Origin of the sequence: Kurthia massiliensis (assembly GCF_000285555.1) — a bacterium.
GTDB classification, from domain to species: Bacteria; Bacillota; Bacilli; order Bacillales_A; family Planococcaceae; genus Kurthia; species Kurthia massiliensis.
Window position 1 is genome coordinate 387,206 of sequence record NZ_HE610996.1, and the last position, 25,128, is coordinate 412,333.

The following is a 25,128-nucleotide window of genomic DNA, read 5'->3' on the forward strand; positions in this document are numbered from 1 at the left end:
TTAAAAGGTAATGCATTATTCTTTATTTAATTGTTCACGCTCGCGTTTTTCATCTGCAAGTAATTCTACATCCGGTTGTGCTTTCCCTGGTAAGATAATGTTTAGCAGTACACCGATAATCGCTGCTAGTGCCATCCCTTCGATTGCAAAGTCATAATCTTTAATACCGAATGCATCTTGCCAAAGAATTTTCGCACCGCCAATGCCTAAGATTAAAATGACTGAGGCAATGACTAAGTTACGTTTATGATCGAAATCAATTTTGTTTTCAACTAACATGCGTAAGCCGCTTGAAGCGATGATCCCGAACAGTAAGATCGATACGCCACCGAGTACAGCTGGTGGAATCGTGCTAACGAGTGCCATCAGCTTACCTGAAAATGATAATAGTACTGCGAACACTGCCGCACCGCCGATTACCCAGACGCTGAACACACGTGTTAGTACGAGTACGCCGATGTTTTCACCGTACGTCGTTTTCGGTGGACCACCGATTAGTGAAGAAATTAATGTACCGAAGCCATCGCCTAATAATGAGCGATTTAATCCTGGGTTTTTAATAAAGTTGCGACCAACAACTTTACCGAGTACTAATTGGTGTCCGATATGTTCTGAAATCGTCACGATGACGATTGGTACCATCGCAAGGATGATCGTTGATGTGATTTTAAAATCGTAATCTACACCTGGAATTAAGAAGTCTGGCATTGCAATCCAAGACGCTTCTTTCACCGCTGTGAAGTCGATGAAATGTGTACCTGCGATGCTATCTGAAATGACTGCCGCAATGTAGCCGACGACTAAGCCGATTAAAATCGGCATCGTGCTAATGACACCTTTACAAAAGTTGTTGACGATAATCGCCGCTGCTAATGTAATGAGCGCGATAACAAAGTAAGAAACGCGGTAAACATCTTTGCCGTCTACTGTTTCATACATCGCCATGTTAACCGCTGTGCCCGCTAAGCCTAAACCGATGACCATAATAACTGGTGCTACGACGATCGGCGGTAAAATGCGTAAAATCCATTTATAACCTGTTTTCCAAATAAGCAATGAAACGATTCCGTATACGATACCGACTGCCATAGCACCGATCATTGCCCCACCTGGACCGCCAGCTGCTTGTGTTGCAACAGCGATTGGCGCGATGAAGGCGAATGATGAGCCTAAGTAAGCAGGTACTTGGAATCTCGTAATTAATAAGAAGAATAATGTTGCGATACCACTTGTCAGTAAAGCAATTGCTGGTGATAAATGCGTTAATGTTGGTACTAAAATTGTTGAACCAAGCATTGCAAACATATGTTGTAAGCTAAGTGTAATTAGCTGACCACCAGTCGGTTTTTCGTTAATATCTAATACAGCGTTCTTTGACATAATCTTGTTTGTTCCCCCGTTTAGCTTTTTACTTATTCGTAAATTGCTACTAAATCTTCATCGTCTACTTCAACCATATGGACGACTACACGTTCGTTTCGAGCTGTTGGAATGTTTTTCCCAACGAAGTCAGCGCGAATCGGTAGTTCACGATGGCCTCTATCGACTAGTACAGCTAGTTGAATTTGTGATGGACGTCCGATGTCCATAACCGCATCCATTGCTGCGCGAACTGTGCGACCTGTATATAATACATCATCGACAAGTACGACTGTTTGATTCGTTACATCTACGCTGATGTCGACTTGTTGAACAGTCGCCTCACCGCTAGCTGTTTTAGCAGAAAGATCATCACGGTATAGTGAGATGTCTAATTCACCTGAGCGAATTTCTTTCTTCTCAATCGTGTTGATTTTTTGCGACAGGCGTTGCGCTAAGTATGCGCCACGTGTTTTGATGCCTACAAGGATGACGTTGTCGATCCCCTCATTGCGCTCAATAATTTCGTGTGCGATACGTGTGAGTGCACGGTTCATCGCTGCTTCATCTAAAATGTCGGCTTTCTTTGTCAACTGAAACTGCCTCCTTTCATGAGTGCGTTTAACAATTTGTTAAACAAAAAACCTCTTGAGCAAATTGCCCAAGAGGTTGTATAGGTATACTGATAGATATGTCAAATAGTACTGCATTCTCGACGCAGTAATCCCACATTCTTCGCATCCCTTCTCAGCCTCTCTGGACTGTCTTTAAAAGGTGAATATTAAGATTTTCACTGACACAAGTATAGTCCCATAAGACTTAAAGTGTCAACCTTATAATACATTAAACTTCATATTCGCTGCTTAAACGAGCTAATAACGCTTCAAATTCAGCAGGAATCGGTGCAGAAAACTCTAAATATTGTTTTGTACGAGGATGTTCAAATCCTAAAATGCCTGCATGTAATGCTTGACCACCGATATCCATTGTTTTCTTCGGTCCGTATTTTGGATCACCGACTAATGGATAACCGATATAGTTCATATGCACGCGAATTTGGTGTGTACGGCCTGTTTCAAGACGACATTGTACAAGTGTGTAGTCTGTACCGAAACGACCGATTACTTGGAAGTGTGTCACTGCGTGTTTACCGTTATCGACAACACCCATTTTTTGACGGTCTTTTTGATCGCGACCGATTGGTGCATCAATTGTACCTTTATCATGTGGAATATGGCCGTGTACAAGCGCTGTATAGCGACGTGTCACTGTTTTATCTACAAGTTGTTGTACTAATCCTTCGTGCGCTAAATCATTTTTCGCAACCATTAAAAGACCTGACGTATCTTTATCAATACGGTGAACGATACCAGGACGCATAATACCGTTAATACCTGATAAATCTGTGCAGTGGTGCATTAAGCCGTTTACAAGTGTGCCTGACGCATGACCTGGTGCTGGGTGCACGACCATGCCTTTCGGTTTGTTTACGACTAATACATCTTCATCTTCGTAAACGATTTCTAAGTTTAAATCTTCCGCTAAAATTTCAAGCGGTTCTGGGTCTGGCGCATTCACTTCAATACGGTCCCCATCTTGTACTTTATATTTTACTTTTACTGTTTCGCCATTTACTAATAAGTGGCCATCTTCAATTAATCCTTTAACTTGCGTACGTGACCAAGTATCTTGCATAGCAGCAAGTGCCTTGTCAATACGCTCTCCAGCGATTTCTGTTGTTACTTTAAAGTTTTCTGTCGTCATGTATTATTTCTTCACCTTTCCTGCTTTTCCTTCAAAGAATAGTACGTACACAATCATTAAAATGACGCCAAATGTCAACGATACATCTGCAATATTAAAGATTGGGAAATCATAATCGATTACCGGAATCCAAAAGCTTGCAAAATCGACTACTTCACCACGTGTAAGACGATCGATAAAGTTCCCGATAGCCCCACCTAGTAATAGCATTAAGCTCGTTGAAAATAACGGTCTACCTTTACTTTCTTTATGAAAGAAATAAATAATTGCCACAATGACTACAAGTGTAATAATCGTAAATAAACCCAACTTCCCTTGCATCATTCCCCAGGCTGCGCCTTGGTTACGATGTGAATAAAGTGAGAAGATCGGATCCCAAATGACAATTTCTTGTCCTTGTGTCATATTTTTCACGACGCCCCATTTTGTCAACTGATCTAAAATGATGACAACGAGCGCGATTAAATAATATTTATACACAACAGTTCCCCCGTTTACCATTTATCGTACTTACCTTAACATAATTGTATCCGAACGATAATTTTATCATAATTCTGCAAAAGATTACAGTTCATTCTGCTTGAGGGCGTTCACCAAGTCTTTAATTTGGATGATGAAAGCAATCATATCATTGGCGTTATACGCTTTATTTTCTGCAAAATCATTTAGCTCTTTAATGTGTGCCATCGATGTGCTAGAAGACTCAACAATTTGCGTTAATTGTTGTTGGAACGTTACGACTTCTCTTAACGTTTTCGTCGTTGCCCCATGAATGCCTTGCATATTTTTAGCGAGCAATCGTTCTGATTGTTCGATTTGATCGAAATAGCTTTTCGTATCGTCTGACATTTGCTGCGTTTCTTCGATGGTATCTTGTTCTTTGGCGATATTATGGACAACGCTTTCCATGCTCTGCATAATCTCGGCGACTTTTGCGTCGATTTGTACGAGCGCTTTTTTACTTTGCTCTGCTAACTTACGGACTTCACTTGCCACGACAGCAAAGCCTTTACCGTGTTCACCAGCACGCGCCGCTTCAATCGAGGCATTGAGCGCCAATAAATTCGTTTGATCCGCAATGTCACCAATTAATTTCGCAAAGTTTTCGATTTCTTTCGTTTCATGTTGCACGCCGATAATAGATTGGCTAATATTTTCAAATGTCGTGCGTACATTTCCAATCTGGTCGTACAATTCATTCATTTTTTCACTACCATCTGCAATAAGGGTAAAATCATATGTGGTACTTGCGAAAAATAAAACGAGTACAGGATTATCATGTAACTGGCTCGTGATTTGTTGAACGGCTGTTTCTGTCTGCTTACTCATTACAATTGCTGATCGAATAAAATTCATAAAAATCTTACATACAAATGAATATTTCTGTCACTTAGTCCTAGCTATTTTACTACATCACCTCTATAAATAGATATATTAAACTATAAAATGTTGTGTCAAATTCATTACGGTATTAAAAAAAAGAGGCTGGGACGAAACATTTCATTTTCCTTTTTTAGCGTTCGCAACAAAAAACCGGAACCGCGCCACAGCGCGATTCCGGTTTTTTTATGCTCATTTGAGATCGTGTTTTTACACTTATGTCCCAGCCTCTTTATTAATGGAAAAGAAGTAATTATTTAGTTTCTAAATCAACGTCTGCGAAGTTTTCTTCTACAACTGTTGCACAACGTTCACATAAACCTGGGTGTGCTTCGTGTGTACCGACAGTTTTGTCGATTGTCCAGCAACGATCACATTTTTCGCCTTCTGCTTTTGCAACGGCTACAGCAACTGTTTCAGTTTTTACGCAGTCGTCTGTCGCATTTGCAAGATCGTCTAATACGAATTCAGAAACGATCATTAATTGTGCGAAGTCGATTGATTCATCAGCAAGTACTGCTTTTGTTACGTCATCAGCGTAAACTGTTGCGCGTGCTTCTAATGATTTACCGATTAATTTTGCAGTACGTGATTCTTCTAATGATTTTAATACGACGTCACGTACAGCCATAATTTTCGCCCATTTTTCAGTTAATGCTGCGAAGTTTTCTTTTTCAACAGCGTCTGGCATATCTGTTAATTGTACAGACTCAGCAGTTGTATCTGCCATGTAACCATACATTTCATCCGCAGTGTGAGGGATGATTGGTGCAAGTAATTTTACTAATGCATCTAACGTATCGTGCATCACTGATTGCATTGCGCGACGTGCGTGGCTGTTTGGTGCTTCTACGTATACAACGTCTTTCGCGATATCTAAGTAGAATGAGCTTAATTCAGTTGCGATGAAGTTGTTGACTGCTTTGTAAACTGTTGCGAATTCATATTTATCGTATGCAGCGCGTACAGTTTTGATTAATTTTTGAAGTTCCATGTACATGTATTGGTCTACTTCACGTAAATCTTCGTATTGAACGTAATCTGTTTCAACGTTGAAGTCGTGTAAGTTACCGTGTACGAATTTTAATGTGTTACGTACTTTACGGTACATTTCAGATACTTGTTTTAACATATCCATTGAGATACGAACGTCTGCTGTATAGTCTACTGACGCAACCCACATGCGAAGAATATCTGCACCGTATTGTTGCATGATTTTCGCTGGTGCGATGATGTTACCTAGAGACTTAGACATTTTACGGCCATCGCCATCTAAAACGAAACCGTGTGATAATAAACCTTTATATGGTGCGTGACCGCTCATCGCTACTGAAGTGATTAGAGATGAGTTGAACCAACCACGGTATTGGTCAGAACCTTCTAAGTAAAGGTCTGCTGGGTAGTTCATGCCGCGTTCTGCTAATACACCTTGGTGAGATGAACCAGAGTCGAACCATACGTCCATAATGTCGTTTTCTTTTGTGAATTCGCCATTTGGAGAACCTGGGTGTGTAAAGCCTTCAGGTAATAATTCTTTCGCTGTTTTTTGGAACCAGATGTTAGAACCGTGTTCACGGAATAAATCTTGTACGTGTGCGATTGTTTCTTCTGTAATGATTTCTTCGCCGTTTTCAGCGTAGAATACAGGAATTGGCACACCCCAAGCACGTTGACGAGAGATACACCAGTCGCCACGGTCACGAATCATGTTGAATAGACGTGTTTCGCCCCATTCAGGTGTGAAGTTCGTGTCACGGATCGCTTGTAATAATTCTGGACGGAATTTATCGATTGATGCGAACCATTGTGGTGTTGCACGGAAAATAACTGGTTTTTTCGTACGCCAGTCATGTGGGTATGAGTGTTCGAAGAATGTTAGGCTAAGTAGTGCGCCAAGTTCTTCTAATTTTTCACAGATTGGTTTGTTTGCTTTGTCGTAGAATTGACCAGCAAATTCGCCAGCAGCATCTGTTAAAATACCGCGGTTATCAACAACTGAAAGGATTTCTAAGCCGTAACGTTTACCGACTTGATAGTCATCCTCACCATGGCCAGGTGCTGTATGAACGCAACCAGTACCGGCTTCAAGTGTTACGTGATCACCAAGCATGACAAGTGATGTACGGTCGAATAATGGGTGTTTTGCTGTGATGTTTTCAAGTTCTGCACCGCCCACTTCACGGTCGATTTGTACATCTTCCCAACCGATTTTTTCAGCAACTGTGTTTAATAATTCTTTCGCTACAACGAATTTACGGTCTGCTACTTTTACAACAACGTATTGGAATTCTGGGTTTACAGAAATACCAAGGTTTGCTGGTAATGTCCAAGGAGTTGTTGTCCAAATTACGATTTCTTCGTCGTTGTTTAATACACCTTTACCGTCTGCTACTTTGAAAGCAACATAGATTGAAGGTGATTTAATATCTTTATATTCGATTTCTGCTTCTGCAAGTGCAGATTCAGAAGATGGAGACCAATATACTGGTTTTAAACCTTTGTAGATGTAGCCTTTTTTCGCCATTTCGCCGAATACACCGATTTGACGTGCTTCAAAAGCAGGACGTAATGTAATGTATGGATTTTCCCAATCACCGCGTACGCCGATGCGTTTGAATTGTTCGCGTTGGTTGCTCACTTGTTCTAACGCATATTCTTTACAAAGTTCGCGGAATTCTGCGATCGACATTTTTTTACGATCGTGGCCTTTGTTTGTTAATGCTTGTTCGATTGGTAAACCGTGTGTATCCCAACCTGGCACGTATGGTACGTGGTAACCAGTCATTGAACGGTGACGGTTGATCATATCTTTTAATACTTTGTTTAACGCGTGACCCATATGGATATCACCGTTTGCGTATGGAGGGCCATCATGTAAGATGAATGCCGGACGATCTTTTGTGCGTTCTAACACTTTTGCGTTGATGTCCATTTCTGCCCATTTCTCTTGCATTTTTGGTTCCATATTTGGTAAGTTCCCACGCATTGGGAAATCTGTTTTCGGCATTAATAACGTTTTTTTGTACTCAGCCATTGTAATTCCTCCTCATTTATCCATAAAAAAACTCCTCATCCCGAAAAAGGGACGAGGAGAAGTTAACTCGCGGTACCACCCTAATTGCATAGTTATCCTATGCCACTTAAGAACACCTTAACGCGGTGGCAACGAGACGGCTTACTTGTTCGTTCAGCAATCTAGCTCAAGAGTGATGTTCAACTTAGGCTGTTCGTTCGAGCTTTCACCATCCTCGAATCGCTATACTACAGCTTATAAGTTTACTGTCTCTGTCAGTGCTTTTCATTCATATGTTGCAATTATAGAAAATTGCGCGTGTATCGTCAAGCAGTTATTCTTCTTCTGGTAACTCGATTGCTACAGGCGTATCCATTTCCATATCTGGCACTTTAATTTCATATTCCATTAAATGGTCCCAATCGTCTGACTCGATTAAATCAAGCTGTGCTTCAACGATCATTTTGAAACGGTTGCGGAATACTTTTGAGTGCTTTTTCAACTCTTCAATTTCAAGTGCGACTGTACGCGCTTTCGTTAATGCTTCGTTGACGATACGGTCTGCATTTTTCTCCGCTTCTTTCACGATTAATTTCGCTTCTTTTTGAGAGTTGCGACGTACTTCTTCCGCAGCCTCTTGTGCAACGATAATCGATTTTTGAAGTGTATCTTCTAATGAACTGTAGTGGCTTAATTGATCATGTGCTGATGCTAGTCGTTCTTCTAGCTCACTTTTTTCTTTTAATACAAGTTCCATATCTTTCATAACTTGTTCCATAAATTCATTTACTTGATCCTCATTGTAACCACGGAATGAACGATCAAATTCTTTGTTATGTATATCAAGTGGTGATAACGGCATATAATCTCTCCTTTATATCAATGTTCAACTTACTTGTCATTATACAGTTCTTTTACTTGAACTTCATCTTTTTCATCAAAAATGCGCCTTATTTCCGTTCCATTTTACCAATTTTTAGTCGAAGTTTCTCTTTCTTCGTGCGTCCTTCTATCGACATTACCCATAAACGGCCAACACCACGAATCGAAATTAAATCGGACTCATGCAGTTCAAATGCAGTTTGCTCACGAACCGCGTAGTTCACTTTCACTTTGCCCGCTTCGATATACATCGCCGCTTTTTGGCGCGAAATTGCCGGGTAACTAGAAGCAATCACTGCATCTAATCGTAACGATGAAGCGGTAATCATCGACTCTTGCCACATGTCTACAGCTGGCAATAGCGTTTCCATGTCTGTGACAGATTGCACAACAACTTTACTTTTTGCGATCGACGTTAAATTTGCACGAACGTAATCAGCGACTTCTTTTGCAACGACAAATTGCACGACATCGACGCCTACTCTTATATCTCCAAATTTAGCGCGGTCTAACCCTAGACTCAGTAAAGCACCTAATACGTCTGGATGTTTCAACTGTACAAACTTCGATGGATAGCGTACGCTTAGTACCTCTAGTTCGTAATCTTCAAATGTCGGTGTTAAATAAGATGGATACAATAATACGCGCTGTCTTTCTGGCGCATCAAATCCGCCATGAAACCCAATTTGAATATCATCATGCTGTCCAATAAGTGATTTGACGATCATCACTTGACGAGGGTCCAAAAAAGGTGTTGTCTTCGGCGCATAGAAATCTTCTACTTGGTGTTTCCATTCTAATACTTGTTCAATAAATTCGCGCTCTTCTGGTCTGAAATGTTGTAAAATGTGATCCATAGTCAATCCTTTCTGACGCCTCTAAATAACAAGAGGAATCGCGTTTTTTCACGATTCCTCTCTGTTTATGAAGCGCTTTTATGTTTTATAATACAAAGCTTAATACGTTAAATAGACCGATTTGAATAAATTTTAATGCAAGTAATGCAACAATCGGTGAAATATCGATCATACCGATTGATGGAATAAACTTACGGAAAATCGATAAATACGGTTCAACGATTTTTTCTAAAATGCGTCCAAATTTTGATTCTTGTAAGCCAGGCAACCAACTCATTAAAATGTAAATAATGATCGCGAATGAATACACTTGGAATGCATAAGCAATAATTAATCCTAAATTCATACGTGTCCTTTACTCTCCTTAGTACTGATCTTCCTCGTAATAATACTCAGAAATCGCACCATCTATTTCGACATTGTCTGGTGTACATAAGAAAATGTCGATACCAATCTTTTTAATCTCACCATTTAATGCATATACTGTACCGCTTAAGAAATCGATAATACGCTTACCATTTTCTTTATCGATACGTTGTAAATTAACGACCGCTGACTTTTTGTTGCGAATGCATTCAGCAATATCTTGTGCTTCTGAATACATGCGTGGCTCAAATAAATTCACTTTCGTTGTGCGGTTCATGCTCACGACATTATTTGGCTTTTTCTCAACGACTTGCATTTGCGCCACTTGTTGTGGTGGCATATTTGATGCAACTTGCTGTGTTTTACGCGGTGCTTGTTGCACTTTACGTGGCGTTGCCATTTGCTGTGGTGCCATTTGCTGTGGTGCTTGTTGCATGTGTTGCACAGGCTGTTGTGGCTGTTGAGGACGTTTTTTAGGCGCTTGTGCGACTTCTTCTTCGTATTCCTCTTCTTCTTTTAAGTAGAAAAAATCTTTAATGAAATTTTTCATATACGGTCTCCTCCTATCCGTCGAGTCCAACAAGCGCTGTACCGATACGAACATATGTAGAGCCTTCTTCTACGGCGATTGCCACATCTTGTGACATCCCCATCGATAATTCTGTGCAAGGCGCGTGGTCGTATTGTCGTTGAGCAATCGTTTGTTGGAGCTCTTTTAATCCTTTAAATGTATTACGAATTACTGTTTCATCTTCTGTGTTAGGGGCCATCGTCATTAATCCAACGACGCGAATATGTGAAAATGTTGATAGTTGCTCAATAAATGGTATCACTTCTGCAACTGTTAAACCGTGTTTCGAATCTTCACCAGATACATTGACTTGTACGAAGCAATTGATGATTTTTTTCGCACGTTTATCAATTTCTTCTGCTAAACTTAAGCGATCTAATGAATGAATATAATCGATGTGATCCAATACTTTGCGTACTTTACGTGTTTGCATAGAACCGATATAGTGCCATACAGCACCTTCTGTAATCGTTTCTTGCTTTTCAAGTAGCGGTTCTGGACGGTTTTCACCTAAATGTTGAAGGCCAGCTGCAAGCGCCTCTTGAGCACGTTCTGTCGTTACTTGTTTTGTAACGGCTACAATTGTTACTTCTTTAGGATCGCGACCTACTTTTTTACAAGCTTCATCGATTTGTTGTTGTATACGTTGTAAATTATCAATAATTTTTGTCATTATTAATCCCAGCTTTTCAAATTACTTGTCAATCATTTTGTTTTTATTTTAACAAGCATACGCTTATTAATCAACGAATTCCCGCAATCGAAAACGATTTCGATGCATAGTTGTCCTATTCCCGCTAGAAACGTTTAAAAACATTCTATGAAATGACGATAATCGCCAAAACGCTATAAAAAAAAGTGAGCCGCGACGTGCGACTCACTTATAATAACTTACGATTATCGACGGTTGCGACGGTTACGTAAGAATGTTGGAATGTCTAATTCATCTTGTTGTGGTTGTTGCTCATATTGTGGTTGAGCAGGTTGTTGTGGTGCTTGTTGTTCGTATTGAGGTTGCACCGGTTGTTGCACTTGTTGTTGTGGTGCTTGTTGATGCTGTTGTGGTGCTTGTTGCACTGGACGAGCTGGTTGAGACGGACGTTGCATACCAGGTTGTTGTGGTTGGTAAGCATTGTGCGAATCAGAGAAGTCCGTTGCGATAACTGTTACGACGATTTCATCTTTTAAGTTGTCGTTAATTACGGCACCGAAAATGATGTTTTCGTCGTCATCTGGTGCTGCTGCGCTTGAGATGATATCAGCTGCTTCTTGAACTTCGAATAAGCTTAAGCTTGAGCCACCAGTAATGTTTAATAGTACGCCTTTAGCGCCGGCAATTGATGTTTCAAGTAATGGACTTGAAATGGCTTTTTTCGCCGCTTCTTCAGCACGTTTTTCACCTGTTGCAATACCGATACCCATTAATGCTGAACCTTTGTTAGACATGATTGTTTTCACATCGGCAAAGTCAAGGTTGATTAAACCAGGGACAGCGATTAAGTCAGAGATACCTTGTACACCTTGGCGTAATACGTTATCCGCTTCACGGAACGCTTCAAGCATTGGTGTGTTTTTATCAACGATTTCAAGAAGACGATCATTTGGAATTACGATTAACGTATCTACTGCTTCTTTCATTGTTGCTGTACCAGCTAACGCTTGAGATTGACGTTTACGGCCTTCGAAAGAGAACGGACGAGTGACAACACCAACTGTTAATGCGCCAAGATCGCGAGCGATTTGAGCGATAACAGGTGCTGCACCAGTACCAGTACCGCCACCCATACCTGCAGTAACGAATACCATATCCGCGCCTTGTAATGTTTCTTCGATTTGTTCTTTGCTTTCTTCAGCAGCTTTTTTACCAACTTCAGGGTTTGCACCGGCACCAAGACCACGCGTTAATTTATCCCCAATTTGTAATTTAATATCTGCTTGTGATGTTAGTAATGCTTGTGCATCAGTGTTTACAGCGATGAATTCAACGCCTTGTACGCCGTGTTCAATCATACGGTTGACCGCGTTGTTACCGCCGCCACCAACACCAATAACTTTGATTACTGCTAGTGGGTTTTCGTTCTGTTCGAAACCAATCATCTCTATTCCTCCTATTTCGTTCTGTCACTCTCTATATCATTACGACGATTTTTTAGTCTAAAATGCTTTTAAACAGTCTTTTTACTTTGTCTGTAATTTTTTCTTTCGGTTCTTCCTCAACATATTCCTCGCGTAGCGTAGGTTGTTGTGGTGCAGCGTAATCCATTTGATCGTCATGATCAAGTGTTTGTTGCATCATCGGATCAATCGATTGCGTATCGTGTTTACGATAGAACTGATCGTCTTCGTATGCATAACGGATTAAGTTGACTGCTGATGTGAATTCCGGATCGCGTACCCCAATGTATTGAGGCGCTGCAATACGTACACGTGTTTTCAGACAGTCGCGTGCCAATTGAGCAATACCTTCTAACTTCGCAACACCGCCTGTTAAAACGACGCCACCAGGAAGACCTGTTAAGTTTTGACGATAAAACTCATCTAAAACTAGATCGAATAGCTCTTCAAGGCGCATGCTAATGATTTCAGCAATATAACGTTGGCTAAATTGCTCTTTCGTATCGGCACCGATTACAGGCACGTCAAACACTTCATTATCAGACGCTTCATGGAAGTAAGCATGTCCGTATTCTAATTTGATTTTTTCTGCTTGTTCAGTAGATGTGCGCAATACGACAGATAAATCTTTTGTAATGTTGTCGCCACCTACTGGAATAACAGCTGCATGGATTAATTGTTCATCTTTAAAGACACCAATCGTCGTCGTTTCCCCACCGATATCAATCAATGTTGTACCACGATTTTTTTCATCTTTTGTAAGAGCAAAAGCACCTGTCGCTAAAGGCTGTAAGTAAATTTCTTGAATTTCTAATCCTGCTTTTTCAACGCAACGTAAAACATTGTGTAATACTGTTTTAGAAGTTGTAATCATCGTTGCATCTACTTCTAATCGAATACCTAGCATGCCACGTGGATCTTTAATTTCTGACACGCTATCAACTGTGTAATAGCGTGGTACAAGATTGATTTGCTCACGCTCTGGTGAAAGAGACATCATCTGAGCAGCATCTAATACGCGATCTACATCATCAGACGTAATTTCACGATTATCATCACTCTTCACGACTGCTACGACACCTTTCGTATCTTGTAGCATAACGTGATTCGCTGGAATACCTAAAATGACCTTATGTATCGACATACCGATCATTCGTTCAGCTTGTACAACTGCACGTTTTATCGATTGTACGGTTGCATCGATATCGACGATGCTCCCTTTACGAATACCTGTAGATTTAGCATTCCCTACACCAATAATATGTACGGCCTCATCACTAACTTTACCGATAATACATTTTACTGACGTAGAACCTATATCAAGCGATACATATACTTCTGGTTCACCCATTGCGGCACCTCCTTTTACTTTATCTGTTATTCTATAGTTTATTGCAAAACATTTTCATTGTCTAAAGATATTGTGAAAACAATTTCGTTCCTTACGAAATTCGCTATACCTTTTCCCTTGTTTCTATGCCTAGAAACACTGTATATAACGTATTATTTCATATTTTCTCGCATATTACACGCACGAGAAGAAATTTTTCACAAAATCATTTTTTTTCATATTCTTTGAAGAAATCTCCAACTTCGAGTATTAAAGCACCCTTTTTCTTATTCTCTTTTTTCAGCTGTTCAATCATCGTCGGATAATACTGTAATTTTTCTGCTAAATTCTTTAAATCACCTTGGACAATATAGCCATCAGTCATATAAAGCCTTACGCCATCAGTATAATCTTGTGACATATTTGGTGTGACTTCAGAAATAGAATGAAGGAGTTCTTCATCTAGTTTCGCCAATTCGACGACCGTTTTTTCTCGAAGTTCCGCTGACTTAAAGCTCGTCATAATCGGCATATCAATTTCAGTAGCTTCTTTGTTCATCGGTAAAATGGCACCATTTTCGAGCACATACTCTAAACGATCTGTATCATTTCGAACGTAAGCAACAGGTTTGTATTCTTTGACACGTATGTGAATGTCACTCGGCCATTTTCGACTGACCGTAACCGATTGAACGGTCTTTTCCTGTTTCAGTCGTGTGATAACTTCTTCATTGCGATAGCCCCAAAGCGATTCATTCACATGAAGCCCTGATTTTTGCTCATAATAGGTAGACGGCTGTAACGCTGCACCCTTTACCGTAATCTTTTCAATATGACTAATTGGCAATTGTAAGTAAAGAAGTGCGAGCAAGCAGATGCCTAACATGCCCATAATAAGCATGTACTTTTTCGTTTGCTTATTCATCGGTTTTGGCGGACGCTTTTGTTTCTTCGGTTTTTTAGACGGAGATTTTTTCTCTTGCGCCGCTTCTTGCAACTTAGAAAATTCGATAATTTTCTCCATGCTCTCACTTCTTTCTTAAATTATTGCTGAAGTGCTTGGACAGCTTTCACGAAGCGTTCACCGCGTACTTCAAAGCGTGGGTATTGATCCCAACTTGCACACGCTGGTGATAGCAATACGATGTCCCCTTCACGAGAGACCGCATATGCTTTTTCTACCGCGTCTTCAATAACTTCTGCTTTGACAATCGTTTCAACGCCACAGTCTTTTGCAAATTCAGCGAAGCGATCAGCCGTTTCACCTGATACGACAACAGCGTGAACATTTGGCATAAATTCACGTAAATCTTCGAATGAATGGCCACGATCTAAACCACCAGCAAGCAATACGATTGGTTGTTTAAACGCTGATAATGCACTACGTGTTGCCAATGTATTCGTCGCTTTTGAATCGTTGTAAAATTTACGACCGTTCAATTCTGTGACGAATTGTGTACGGTGCTCTACACCTGCAAATGTCGCTAATACGTGTTCCATTGCATCTTGTGGTGTATCAAGTAATTTCGCTGCTGCGATCGCACACATAACGTTTTCAACATTATGTTTACCTGGAAGTGCAATGATGCTACGTTTCATAAACGCTTCGCCATTCCAGTAAATATTTTCCTCATCACAGCTAATCCCTTGTTCTAAAATGTGTGTTGATGAGAACGGGATTTTTTGTGCTTTTGATTGTGCTGCATGACTTGTTACGATTTCTTGATCTGCATTGTAAATTAAGAAATCTTGCTCATCTTGGTTACGTGTTACATTGAATTTTGCTTTCGCATATTCTTCCATTGTGCCATGGTAATCAATATGTGCTTCAAACAAGTTTGTCCAAATCGCAATACGCGGTTTGAACGCTTGCGTACCCATTAGTTGGAATGAAGATAGCTCTGTAACGATGACGTTATCAGCTGTTGCTTCTGCTGCAACGCCACATGCTACTGTACCGATATTACCGGCAATTAAAGGTTGTTTTTTACCTTCGTTTAAAATGTTAAATAACAATGTTGTTGTCGTCGTTTTACCATTTGAACCTGTAATACCAATCATCGGTGCTTCGCTAATTAAGTACGCTAATTCCACCTCGGTCCATACCGGAATACCACGTTTTAACGCATCTTTAACGATGATGTTTGAATATGGAATCCCTGGATTTTTGACAACGACTTCGAAGCCTTCATCAAGTAAATCTTCTGGGTGACGGCCACAAATAACATGCATTCCTTGTTCTAGTAAACGTTTTGCCGCGTCATTTTCTTCAAATGGTTTTGAATCATTGACCGTTACAAACGCGCCTAATTTATGGAGTAGTTCCGCTGCTGCCACACCACTTTTTGCTAAACCTAACACTAATACTTTTTTATGTTCGAACATTGTTATTTTTTTCATCCTATAAAACCTCCGCAACCACTGCAATCACTGCTACGATGACTCCGACGCCCCAAAATGTTAGCACAACGCGCCATTCTGACCAGCCAGATAATTCGAAGTGGTGATGAATTGGCGTCATTTTAAATACACGTTTCCCTGTTTTTTTGAATACGGCTACTTGAATCATTACTGAAGCTGTTTCAACAACGAATACTAAACCGATAATTAATAATAATAATTCTTGGTGCGTTAAAATTGATAGTACGGCTAATGCGCCACCAAGTGCTAACGAACCTGTATCACCCATGAATACTTTCGCTGGGTTTTTGTTGAATACTAGGAAACCTAGTAATGCGCCTGTTACTGCGAATGCAAATACGGCTAAATCGTATTGTTCTTGAACAAGTGCGATAATTGCGTATGCTAAGAACGCAACTGAACCTGTACCTGATACTAAACCATCTAGACCATCTGTTAAGTTTACTGCATTAGAGAAACCTACTAACCAGAAGATCATAAATAATACGTACACCCATCCTAAATGTAAATCATAGTTTGTGAATGGAATGTGTAACTCGTTTTCAAAACCACCAGCATTGGCAATTAAGAAGTACGCCACAACTGAGATGACGATTTGTAATAATAATTTTTGTAAAGAAGTTAAACCTAGATTACGTTTAAAGAACACTTTAAGACCGTCATCTAAGAATCCAACAATACCGAAACCTACTAAAACGATTAATAATGTAACTGATTCAGTTGAAATTAATCCCTTTCCTGCTCCAATAATCAATGTTGTTAAAATAATGGCAATCAAGAAGATCATACCACCCATTGTAGGGGTACCGGCTTTTTTCATATGAGATTTTGGCCCTTCTTCACGAATACTTTGACCGAATTTCAAGCGGTGTAACGCTGGAATTAACATCGGTGAAAGAATGACAGAAATGGCAAATGCGACGATTAACGTCAAGAACACTGTTGATGCTGACATGTTTTATACTACTCCTTTAAACTTTTAAATACGTTATCTATCATAGTAGTTTCACTTTAAAATGAAAAGTCTTTTTCAAGAAAACCACTTTACAATTCAATCACAAATATGACAGCATACATGCTGCCATATCGTGATCATTTATTTATTGGGTGTATCCCATTCTGGCTTCTTCAATGTAAGGACGAGTGGCTTCGTGCCATCTAGCACCGTTCCTTTCGGTAATGACTGACTTTCGACGAAGCCATTCCCTTTAATTGTGAACGTCTGTCCTGTCATTGATTGGTACGTTAATACATCACGTAACGACCATCCTTTTAACGATGGTAATGTTACTTTGTCGCCATCTGTTTTTAAGAATAAGTGATTGCCTTCAAGAATCAATTTGCCTGCTTGTGGGTATTGATCGACAATCGTCGTTCCCCCATCGCCAATATAAACCGCTTCTAATTGTTGGTTTTCAACTTCTTCTTTTGCTTCTGCTACTGTAAAACCTTCGTAATCACTGACAGATATATCATCTGCACGATCGATTGTATCCGGCTCAACGTTTAAATATTTTAAACTTTTACCCATTACATCATTAAATACTTCTGATGTTGGATCTGAACCAGCTTGTTCGTCCGTTAACTTCGGTTTTTTCACAGCGATATACATCACAAGTTGTGGATCTTCTGCTGGTGCACTACCGAGGAATGAATATAGGAATTCATTTTTACCCCATGAGTAGCCCCCACCGTTTTTCGGTACTTGTGCTGTACCCGTTTTCCCTGTCACCGTATAATCATCGCTTGCGAATTTTTTCGCCGTTCCGTGTTCAGCTGTCACAGTCGTGGCAAGCGTTTCGCGCACTTGCTTCGCCGTCTCTGCTGAAATTGGCTCGCCTTTTACAGTTGGCTCATGATGCTCAAGTACTTTACCTGTATTTGAATCGACAATTTTATCAATGACGTACGGTTGCATCATTTTCCCATCGTTTGCGATAGCACTATACGCTTGAATTAATTGAATCGGTGTTACAGTAGAACCTTGACCGTATGCAGTTGTCACACGGTTGATCGGATATTGATTCAACAATTTACCAGGCGTCTCACCCGGCAAATCAATACCTGTTTTCGAACCGAACCCAAACGACTTTAATGAATCCATAAAGTTGTCAGGACCGATGCTCTTTAACAAGTTCGCCATACCGACGTTTGATGAGCGTTGAATCCCTTCTAAATACGTAATACGTCCCCATCCGCTTTGATTACTATCGCGAATCGTTTTATCATACACTTTGTATTGACCAGACATATACGTCGCATTCGGGTTCCAAACGCCACGTTCAATCGCTGTTGCTAGCGTGAACGTCTTCATCGTCGACCCTGGCTCAATCGTTTGTTCCGTTAATAAATTCGTCCAGCTATTCTCAAGTCCTTGTCGCGTTCGTAAATTGAACGTCGGACGTTGAGACATTGCAACGATACGTCCTGTCTTCGGATCAGCGACAATCGCCATCATCGTTTCAGGATTGTATTTTTTATCGACTTTTGACATCGCTTCTTCTAAAAAGCTTTGAATCGTTTTATCAAGCGTCAAATAAATGTTTTGTCCATCTTTTGCTGCTTTAATATTAGATTCTTTCATTGGCAATAAGCCACCCCAGAAATCGCTTTGATATTCTAGTTTGCCGTTTTCACCTGACAATTCTTCATCATAAATTTTCTCAATACCCATTTCACCGAACACACGACGTTTATATAAGCCGCTTTCTTCGTCTTTATACTCTTCTTCCTTAACGATACCGATTAAGTTCGATGCGAATAATCCGTTCGGATAAAAACGAACGAGTTGTGATTCAAAATTAACGCCTGGTAATTTTTCGGCTTCAATTTCTTTCTTCACGCTATTTTTCAAATTTCGACCAGCTTGACCGAATTCAACTTGATAGCGTTTATTTTTTTGGGCTTTCACAATTAACGTGCGAATTTCAGACTGTTTTAAATCAATATATTTCGATAACACAGCGGCCGTTTTATCGACATCTACTACGTGGTACGGCTTGCTCATATTTTTCGAGATTTCAGGTGTAATAATCGCATACACTTTATAACGCTGTTCATCTTCAGCAATGACTGAGCCTTTACTATCTAAAATCTTCCCACGTGTCGCTGTAATAATTTCTTGTTTCGTATGCTTTTCAGCTACGCTAGATGCTACATTTCGACCTTCTGCAGAACCTGTTGTTTGAATCAAAACGATCCGTAAGAACATCCATAGAAAAAGGAGCCCAAAAATGCCTAGCATTAAAAAGGCTCCCCAACGTTTTCCAAATAAGTTTTTACGCTTTGTCATTGTCCTGACACGACCTTCACATTCGATTCATTCGATGTTAGGCCTAGCTTTTTCGCCTTTTTCATAATACGCTCTGGCGTTGATAAGCTGCTCACTTCATTAGACAATTCATTATTTTCAAGTTCGACTGTCGTTAATTTCTTTTGCGTTTGCTCAATTTGTACAGTTTTCTCTTGAATGGATGATAGAGTGTTTAAATTTATCACTGCAAATACCGCGACGATACTCATCATCACGACAAAGCTCAATTTTTCAAACTTTGTCCATCTAAAAATAGATCTTTTACGTGCAGGGCGAGATTGCTTTTTCGGCTGTTGCTGAGGATTAGGATTAGACGCTGGTTGCTCAATATACGGTTGTTGTATGTAATCCTGTTTCGGTTTTGCTAATGCCATCTAAACGACTCCTTTCTACGCTTTCGTTCTTTCGATGATGCGTAGTTTTGCTGAACGTGAACGATTGTTCTCAGCTAACTCTTCATCACTCGGTAAAATTGGCTTACGTGTTACCAATTTAAAATCTGGCTTTAAATGTTCTGGAATGATTGGTAAGCCTGGTGGTAAATCAGGTAGTGAAGATTTTTCTTTAAAGATCGTTTTGCATAAGCGGTCTTCTAAAGAGTGGAACGTAATAACGCTCACACGTCCTCCGATACCAATTAATGATAGTGCCTGTTGTAATGAATCTTCTGCTGCACCTAATTCGTCGTTTACTGCAATACGAATCGCTTGGAATACGCGTTTCGCAGGGTGTCCGCCTTTACGACGTGCTGCGGCTGGAATGCCCTCTTTAATCAGCTCAACAAGTTCACCTGTCGTTTCGACTGGTTTCTTCGCACGTGCTTCTTCGATTTTACGCGCGATTTGTTTCGAGAATTTTTCTTCGCCGTAGCGATAAAAAATACGAACAAGGTCGCTGTAATCCCATTCATTCACAACGTGGAAAGCTGTAAGTGGTGCTGTTTGATCCATACGCATATCTAATGGTGCATCCTGATGATAGCTAAAGCCGCGTTCTGCTACGTCTAATTGTGGTGAAGATACACCTAAGTCGTACAAAATCCCATCGACTGTTGTAATGCCTAATGCGTTTAACTCTTGCTCAATGTAGCGGAAGTTTGAGTGCACGAACGTTACGCGGTCTAAATATGGTGCTAAACGCTCTTTTGCATTGTCGATTGCAATTTGGTCTTGATCAAAACAAATTAATCTACCTTCGTCCGACAGCTGACTTACGAGATATTCACTGTGTCCAGCGCCGCCGAGCGTACAATCTACATAAATGCCATCAGGACGAATGTTCAAACCATCGACTGTTTCTTTTAGTAATACGGTTGTGTGATTGAACATTTAAGTCCCTCCAAAATCAAAAAAAATATCCTTCAGTCGTTATACTTGTTTACTCTGCTAGTACCGCACGTACTGAAAGAGTAAACAAGTATAACGTGAAGTAGCGCCTATAAATAAAATAACGCTGCAAAATACGGTGAAATTTGAAAATGATTTCAAGGAAATACAGCGTTCATCCTATATACTACCCCACTTTATACAGTAAATGTACCACATTAATTAGGTTTGCTCCACAAATTCCTGTACAATCATTTGACATTCCAAAAAAATGAGTATTTTATCCCTTTCATCCCCTAAAAAAATAATAAATTTGACATTCCTCAACACGAAGTATAATTCTTTTTTCTATTTTTACGTTATAGGACGTAAAAACAGGAAAGAGGTTGCGATAAGTAACCTCTTTCCTGTTTTCTTATTATAAATAAACGATATGATGACGACCATCTAACGTGTATGTAAGCGTTAGTAAGTCGTCGATTAATGTTTCGCCGTAAACGTTTAAATATGGGTACGGTGTATACGTACGTTCTTGGAAACCACCGAGTGGCAATAACTCGTGTTCGATATCGTCAAAACGACGCATTGCAACTCCGTGTTTCACTAATACTTCTTGTTCGATTTTCCGCATCATAAAGTCTAGTTGTGACTTATGGAAATTTAAGTTTTTATCGACAATAGCATTTAAATGTAAGTCATTGGCAATTAAATGTTCATGTAAATCCGCATATTGTTTTTCAAGCATACGTTTAGTCGCCTCAAGCGTTTGCTTCGCTTCTTTATCGTACACTTGCGCTTTAAATGCTTCACGTAATTCAGCAATTTTACCTTCAAGTGCTTCTTTTACCGTTACGTTTAAATCGCTTAATAATGCTTGTACGTGATTCGTCACGAATGTGATATTTAACCGCGGTGTGAATACCGGTACTTTCATGTCTAATACTTCAAAGCCATCCTTTAATGTTGACCAGTATGCAAGCTCCCCTGGGCCACCAACGAATGATAACACTGGGAATACCATGTCTTGCATCATCGGACGTGTGACGACGTTATTGCTGAAGTTGCCGAGTTGCGCTTGTTCTTTCATATCCGCTACTGAGAAATGAACATTTGCTGCATGATTTAAAAATTGACCGTCTTTACGCACTAGTAAGTAACGTGCACCGTCTTGCGTGTAAAATAAATTTGCCGCGTCTTCTGTCGCACCGATGGGCATTGGATAGCCAAGTTCTACAAGTTTCGCTTCACGTGCTGTTACAACTTTCGCGATGTCTTCTGCATGATCGATTAAACGTTCAAAATAAGGTGCTTCATATCGACGAAGTGCCTCATCTGCTGCATCAATCATTAATAAGCCGTGTTGTTTAAATAAGCCGTGCATTAAACGGACGAAGAAATCTGTGTACGTCGTCGATTGTGCAACAACTGCTAAAACGTCTGCTAACAATTGTTTCGTTAACGCTGTTTCACCGAATGACATGAAAATGTCACGTACCCAGCTCGATAATGCTTCTTGGTCTACTTCTGTATACGATGCTTGTTTTTTCAGCTTCGTTTTTTCACCGTAGCTCACTTTACGTAAATCGTTCGTAAACGTATGGTTAATTTCGTCGATATCGTGGTCTTCCCCAGCAATCCAGAACACTGGTACAACAGGGACGCCTAAGTGTTCACGTTGCGCATTTGCCAGCACGATGACCGTAATCGCCTTATGTACAGAATAAAGTGGACCTGTTAGTAAACCTGCTTGTTGACCACCAACGACTGTCACTGCATTGTCTGCTAATTCCGCTAAATGTTGTTCATCTTTTTCAGATAAACCGTACGGTGCCATAAAGTTACGAATAATTTCCGCTAACTCTTGACGACGCACGGGATGCTTTTGTAAATCTTCAAGACGTTGTTCAAACGCTTGTTGTGTTTGTTCGTAATGGAAAAAGGACGCCATCTCACCATTTTGCTGATAGCTATGTAATAGTGGATTCGTCGCTTTTAACTCAACTTGTTCCAATCTCATAGTCGCTCTTACTCCTCTTCGAATGTTTCACTCATAGTAGCAGTATAGCACTACTTTATGAGCGAAATATATAAATGTGCTTATGCCATTAATAAGTGCAACGCCCATAGCACAATATAAATCACGACGTACATTAAAAATAATATTCGCCACGTAAGTTTCAAGACACTTAAAAATTTTAATTGCGGTTGTGTACGCCATTGAATCGTCGTCATCATCATTAAAAAGACGACTGCGACGATGCCGGTCATCACACCGATGTCTAAATCATACAACCGCTTCGTGAGCTGCGGTATGGAAAAGAGCAAGCAAAACGTTGTGACATCGGCAGCAACTCCGAATGCACGCTTTCCTTGTCGTAATAACTTCATCATAAAGAAAATGACGATAAAAACTAACCACGGCCATTCAGCAAAAAAACTGAAGATCGCTGAAAAAATGCTCATTCCATCCACCTCCCTTTCATCATACCTTATGCAAGTATAATAATGTTTCTCCCGAAATTGCAAATCGAATTAAAAAAAGCCGTTTGAAGCGTTTTGAGACGTTCAAGCGACTTTTAGGCATCTTATTTTTTACTTTTTGATAAGAAGCGTTCTACAGCCTCTAAATGCGGTTCTTGTTCCCATAGTTGTGAACATGTTGCGACCTCTTGTTGAATGCGCTCGTGTAGTTTCGCATTTTTCCACTTGCGAATTTCCATTTCTTTATACGCTTTATGTACGCCCGGATCAATTTTGCTCATATCTGCAATGAAGACCGATAACGCATCTTCTGGACGGCCATCAAACACGCGCATCGCCCAACCGATATCATAAAGCTCACGCGCCGGGTAAACAGTTGCATCTACAAGCATCTTTAATGCGCGATCATGGCGAAGCCCACGTTCAAATAAATACGTACCGCCACCCCAGCCCGTTGTAATCGCTAACGTCCCTTGAATAAAGCCACATTTTGCATTGCTCGATACGAGTCGGAAATCACATGCTGTCGCAATTTCACAGCCGCCGCCGACAGCTGTCCCATTAATGAGTGCAATCGTTGGCACTGGTAGCGTTGCCCACTCATAAAGCAGCTCAGCCATTTTCGTTAACATCGTTGACGCTTGCTCAGCAGTCGTTAGCGCATGAAACTCTGACAAGTCTCCGCCTGAACAAAATGCACGATCTCCTGCACCTGTAATGACTAAAAAACGAACAGTTGGATGATCGTATACATAATCAATTACCTCACGGAATCCTTGCATCACGTCATCGTTAATGGCATTACGTCGTTCTGGACGATTAATCGTAAATGTTAAAACTCCGTCTACTTCTTCAAAAAAATATCCCTTTGTCACATTCATCACCCTTTTGATTTTTTCGTCAACTACATGTATCATAGCAATATTATGAGAATGTTAGCAATAGTAAGAATTTTTTATATCTTTTATGATTCAAGGAAAAAACGGCAATAGAAAAAGCTCCTGCTAAGCAGGAGCTTTCACATTCGTAACAGCAATTTGAAAAGGCCGCCAAAGAGCCATGGTCTCTCCGATGGTCTCTTTCAGTTAAAAACTGAAATTATTTGCTGATAACTTCTTTACCTTTGTATGAACCACAAGCTTTACAAATGTGGTGAGCTAGTTTTAGTTCGCCACAGTTAGGGCAAGCTACCATACCAGGTACAGCTAGTTTAATGTGCGTACGACGTTGACGTTTCGCAGTTTTAGAAGTTCTTCTAAATGGTACAGCCATTGATGGCACCTCCTTACAGATTGTTTATTCATCTGTTTGATCAAAAAACTTAGCTAAGTTAGCTAGTCTTGGATCTACTTTTTGTTCGTCATTTTGTTTTTGACGATCCAAATCTTCCTCCGACATAATTGACCAATGATCATTTGTCGGATTCACAATTTGTGCATCTTCCTTATACACTTGCATTGGAATCTCTAATAAAATTAGTTCTTCCAATACAGGGTCGACGTTGATAACATCGCCCTCTACAGGGTGAATATTATCTTGCTCGTCATGCCCAGCCATATCTCCCCAGCGGAAAATTTCCACCATGTCAATATCAATTGGGTAAACGACATCTTCCCACGTGCGTGCACAAGGAAGCGTTAGCGTCGTCGTCACGCGAAAATGACAGTTCATTTGCTCTGAACCGAAAGTCGCGAGACCCTCGACATGAACAGGAGCAATTGCGCGGATGTCGCTGTTACGCTCCATCACGCTATCCAGTTGAACATCAGTGTTCACTGGCATCCCGCTTTGGCGATATTTCGATAATTGTGGGATTGCCCATTTCATATATATTATCACCTCAAGACAACAAAATTGATTATATAATGTGAATAAATAGATGTCAAGATATTTTCTTGTCACTACTATCAAAGTCTGCTTATAATCATAAATATTAGTATAAACGGAGTGA

At 40.2% G+C, this 25,128-nt stretch carries 24 protein-coding genes and 1 other annotated feature; all 24 genes read right to left on the bottom strand.

Annotated elements, in window-relative coordinates; all coding sequences use genetic code 11:
- Positions 1-15: 15 nt before the first annotated feature.
- Complete coding sequence (locus tag KMHG_RS02305; RefSeq protein WP_010286536.1) at positions 16-1,380, bottom strand: uracil-xanthine permease family protein; 1,365 nt, start codon at positions 1,378-1,380, stop codon at positions 16-18.
- Between the two features lie 32 nt (positions 1,381-1,412).
- On the bottom strand, positions 1,413-1,952 hold the full coding sequence (pyrR, locus tag KMHG_RS02310) for a bifunctional pyr operon transcriptional regulator/uracil phosphoribosyltransferase PyrR (protein WP_010286538.1): 540 nt from the start codon (positions 1,950-1,952) through the stop codon (positions 1,413-1,415).
- Positions 1,953-2,202: 250 nt separating this feature from the next.
- Entirely contained in the window at positions 2,203-3,123 is a 921-nt protein-coding gene (locus KMHG_RS02315) for an RluA family pseudouridine synthase (protein ID WP_010286540.1), read from the bottom strand.
- 3 nt (positions 3,124-3,126) lie between these two features.
- A complete protein-coding gene (gene lspA, locus KMHG_RS02320) occupies positions 3,127-3,603 on the bottom strand; it encodes a signal peptidase II (protein WP_010286541.1) in 477 nt (158 codons plus the stop codon).
- 84 nt (positions 3,604-3,687) lie between these two features.
- Positions 3,688-4,479, bottom strand: coding sequence for a methyl-accepting chemotaxis protein (locus KMHG_RS02325; protein WP_010286545.1), 792 nt, complete (start codon positions 4,477-4,479; stop codon positions 3,688-3,690).
- Between the two features lie 277 nt (positions 4,480-4,756).
- Positions 4,757-7,537 carry an isoleucine--tRNA ligase gene (gene ileS / locus KMHG_RS02330; RefSeq protein WP_010286551.1) on the bottom strand — a complete coding sequence of 927 codons (2,781 nt, stop codon included), beginning with the start codon at positions 7,535-7,537 and terminating at the stop codon, positions 4,757-4,759.
- Between the two features lie 44 nt (positions 7,538-7,581).
- Positions 7,582-7,804, bottom strand: a binding site (T-box leader).
- A 46-nt stretch (positions 7,805-7,850) separates the two neighbouring features.
- The gene (locus KMHG_RS02335) at positions 7,851-8,378 is read right to left on the bottom strand and encodes a DivIVA domain-containing protein (protein WP_010286552.1); all 528 of its coding nucleotides are present in this window, start codon (positions 8,376-8,378) and stop codon (positions 7,851-7,853) included.
- Positions 8,379-8,466: 88 nt separating this feature from the next.
- Positions 8,467-9,255, bottom strand: a complete 789-nt coding sequence (locus KMHG_RS02340; RefSeq protein WP_010286553.1) for a YlmH family RNA-binding protein — start codon at positions 9,253-9,255, stop codon at positions 8,467-8,469.
- Between the two features lie 85 nt (positions 9,256-9,340).
- The gene (locus KMHG_RS02345) at positions 9,341-9,601 is read right to left on the bottom strand and encodes a YggT family protein (protein ID WP_010286556.1); all 261 of its coding nucleotides are present in this window, start codon (positions 9,599-9,601) and stop codon (positions 9,341-9,343) included.
- Between the two features lie 18 nt (positions 9,602-9,619).
- On the bottom strand, positions 9,620-10,171 hold the full coding sequence (locus tag KMHG_RS02350; protein ID WP_010286557.1) for a cell division protein SepF: 552 nt from the start codon (positions 10,169-10,171) through the stop codon (positions 9,620-9,622).
- 13 nt (positions 10,172-10,184) lie between these two features.
- The gene (locus KMHG_RS02355; protein ID WP_010286558.1) at positions 10,185-10,865 is read right to left on the bottom strand and encodes a YggS family pyridoxal phosphate-dependent enzyme; all 681 of its coding nucleotides are present in this window, start codon (positions 10,863-10,865) and stop codon (positions 10,185-10,187) included.
- A 224-nt stretch (positions 10,866-11,089) separates the two neighbouring features.
- A complete protein-coding gene (gene ftsZ / locus KMHG_RS02360; protein ID WP_010286559.1) occupies positions 11,090-12,289 on the bottom strand; it encodes a cell division protein FtsZ in 1,200 nt (399 codons plus the stop codon).
- A gap of 52 nt (positions 12,290-12,341) precedes the next feature.
- On the bottom strand, positions 12,342-13,658 hold the full coding sequence (ftsA, locus tag KMHG_RS02365; RefSeq protein ID WP_010286560.1) for a cell division protein FtsA: 1,317 nt from the start codon (positions 13,656-13,658) through the stop codon (positions 12,342-12,344).
- A 205-nt stretch (positions 13,659-13,863) separates the two neighbouring features.
- Positions 13,864-14,661 (bottom strand): cell division protein FtsQ/DivIB, encoded by a 798-nt coding sequence (locus tag KMHG_RS02370; protein WP_010286563.1) that lies wholly within the window; start codon positions 14,659-14,661, stop codon positions 13,864-13,866.
- 20 nt (positions 14,662-14,681) lie between these two features.
- Positions 14,682-16,037, bottom strand: a complete 1,356-nt coding sequence (murD, locus tag KMHG_RS02375) for a UDP-N-acetylmuramoyl-L-alanine--D-glutamate ligase (protein ID WP_010286566.1) — start codon at positions 16,035-16,037, stop codon at positions 14,682-14,684.
- Position 16,038: 1 nt separating this feature from the next.
- Positions 16,039-17,013: a phospho-N-acetylmuramoyl-pentapeptide-transferase gene (gene mraY, locus KMHG_RS02380; RefSeq protein ID WP_010286570.1), complete on the bottom strand. Its 975-nt coding sequence runs from the start codon at positions 17,011-17,013 to the stop codon at positions 16,039-16,041.
- Between the two features lie 141 nt (positions 17,014-17,154).
- Complete coding sequence (locus KMHG_RS02385) at positions 17,155-19,350, bottom strand: penicillin-binding protein (RefSeq protein WP_010286573.1); 2,196 nt, start codon at positions 19,348-19,350, stop codon at positions 17,155-17,157.
- Positions 19,347-19,745 (bottom strand): cell division protein FtsL, encoded by a 399-nt coding sequence (gene ftsL2 / locus KMHG_RS02390; protein ID WP_010286575.1) that lies wholly within the window; start codon positions 19,743-19,745, stop codon positions 19,347-19,349. Before ftsL2 ends, KMHG_RS02385 begins: the two co-directional genes overlap by 4 nt.
- A gap of 15 nt (positions 19,746-19,760) precedes the next feature.
- Positions 19,761-20,699: a 16S rRNA (cytosine(1402)-N(4))-methyltransferase RsmH gene (rsmH, locus tag KMHG_RS02395; RefSeq protein WP_010286576.1), complete on the bottom strand. Its 939-nt coding sequence runs from the start codon at positions 20,697-20,699 to the stop codon at positions 19,761-19,763.
- A gap of 415 nt (positions 20,700-21,114) precedes the next feature.
- On the bottom strand, positions 21,115-22,713 hold the full coding sequence (gene bshC / locus KMHG_RS02400; protein ID WP_010286585.1) for a bacillithiol biosynthesis cysteine-adding enzyme BshC: 1,599 nt from the start codon (positions 22,711-22,713) through the stop codon (positions 21,115-21,117).
- Between the two features lie 80 nt (positions 22,714-22,793).
- Positions 22,794-23,159, bottom strand: coding sequence for a DUF3397 family protein (locus KMHG_RS02405; protein ID WP_010286588.1), 366 nt, complete (start codon positions 23,157-23,159; stop codon positions 22,794-22,796).
- Between the two features lie 122 nt (positions 23,160-23,281).
- Positions 23,282-24,052, bottom strand: a complete 771-nt coding sequence (locus KMHG_RS02410; RefSeq protein ID WP_010286590.1) for an enoyl-CoA hydratase/isomerase family protein — start codon at positions 24,050-24,052, stop codon at positions 23,282-23,284.
- A 223-nt stretch (positions 24,053-24,275) separates the two neighbouring features.
- Entirely contained in the window at positions 24,276-24,449 is a 174-nt protein-coding gene (gene rpmF / locus KMHG_RS02415) for a 50S ribosomal protein L32 (RefSeq protein ID WP_010286592.1), read from the bottom strand.
- A gap of 24 nt (positions 24,450-24,473) precedes the next feature.
- The gene (locus KMHG_RS02420; RefSeq protein WP_010286594.1) at positions 24,474-25,004 is read right to left on the bottom strand and encodes a YceD family protein; all 531 of its coding nucleotides are present in this window, start codon (positions 25,002-25,004) and stop codon (positions 24,474-24,476) included.
- Positions 25,005-25,128: the final 124 nt, after the last annotated feature.

What these genes read in the sequence shown, in the direction of transcription:
- rsmH (WP_010286576.1), bottom strand. Translation starts at nt 20,699, where the DNA reads ATGTTCAATCACACAACCGTATTACTAAAAGAAACAGTCGATGGTTTG.
- ileS (WP_010286551.1), bottom strand. Translation starts at nt 7,537, where the DNA reads ATGGCTGAGTACAAAAAAACGTTATTAATGCCGAAAACAGATTTCCCA.
- KMHG_RS02355 (WP_010286558.1), bottom strand. Translation starts at nt 10,865, where the DNA reads ATGACAAAAATTATTGATAATTTACAACGTATACAACAACAAATCGAT.
- KMHG_RS02350 (WP_010286557.1), bottom strand. Translation starts at nt 10,171, where the DNA reads ATGAAAAATTTCATTAAAGATTTTTTCTACTTAAAAGAAGAAGAGGAA.
- KMHG_RS02305 (WP_010286536.1), bottom strand. Translation starts at nt 1,380, where the DNA reads ATGTCAAAGAACGCTGTATTAGATATTAACGAAAAACCGACTGGTGGT.
- mraY (WP_010286570.1), bottom strand. Translation starts at nt 17,013, where the DNA reads ATGTCAGCATCAACAGTGTTCTTGACGTTAATCGTCGCATTTGCCATT.
- ftsA (WP_010286560.1), bottom strand. Translation starts at nt 13,658, where the DNA reads ATGGGTGAACCAGAAGTATATGTATCGCTTGATATAGGTTCTACGTCA.
- KMHG_RS02385 (WP_010286573.1), bottom strand. Translation starts at nt 19,350, where the DNA reads ATGACAAAGCGTAAAAACTTATTTGGAAAACGTTGGGGAGCCTTTTTA.
- KMHG_RS02405 (WP_010286588.1), bottom strand. Translation starts at nt 23,159, where the DNA reads ATGAGCATTTTTTCAGCGATCTTCAGTTTTTTTGCTGAATGGCCGTGG.
- KMHG_RS02315 (WP_010286540.1), bottom strand. Translation starts at nt 3,123, where the DNA reads ATGACGACAGAAAACTTTAAAGTAACAACAGAAATCGCTGGAGAGCGT.
- KMHG_RS02370 (WP_010286563.1), bottom strand. Translation starts at nt 14,661, where the DNA reads ATGGAGAAAATTATCGAATTTTCTAAGTTGCAAGAAGCGGCGCAAGAG.
- KMHG_RS02335 (WP_010286552.1), bottom strand. Translation starts at nt 8,378, where the DNA reads ATGCCGTTATCACCACTTGATATACATAACAAAGAATTTGATCGTTCA.
- ftsZ (WP_010286559.1), bottom strand. Translation starts at nt 12,289, where the DNA reads ATGATTGGTTTCGAACAGAACGAAAACCCACTAGCAGTAATCAAAGTT.
- bshC (WP_010286585.1), bottom strand. Translation starts at nt 22,713, where the DNA reads ATGAGATTGGAACAAGTTGAGTTAAAAGCGACGAATCCACTATTACAT.
- KMHG_RS02420 (WP_010286594.1), bottom strand. Translation starts at nt 25,004, where the DNA reads ATGAAATGGGCAATCCCACAATTATCGAAATATCGCCAAAGCGGGATG.
- KMHG_RS02340 (WP_010286553.1), bottom strand. Translation starts at nt 9,255, where the DNA reads ATGGATCACATTTTACAACATTTCAGACCAGAAGAGCGCGAATTTATT.
- KMHG_RS02325 (WP_010286545.1), bottom strand. Translation starts at nt 4,479, where the DNA reads ATGAATTTTATTCGATCAGCAATTGTAATGAGTAAGCAGACAGAAACA.
- ftsL2 (WP_010286575.1), bottom strand. Translation starts at nt 19,745, where the DNA reads ATGGCATTAGCAAAACCGAAACAGGATTACATACAACAACCGTATATT.
- rpmF (WP_010286592.1), bottom strand. Translation starts at nt 24,449, where the DNA reads ATGGCTGTACCATTTAGAAGAACTTCTAAAACTGCGAAACGTCAACGT.
- murD (WP_010286566.1), bottom strand. Translation starts at nt 16,037, where the DNA reads ATGAAAAAAATAACAATGTTCGAACATAAAAAAGTATTAGTGTTAGGT.
- KMHG_RS02345 (WP_010286556.1), bottom strand. Translation starts at nt 9,601, where the DNA reads ATGAATTTAGGATTAATTATTGCTTATGCATTCCAAGTGTATTCATTC.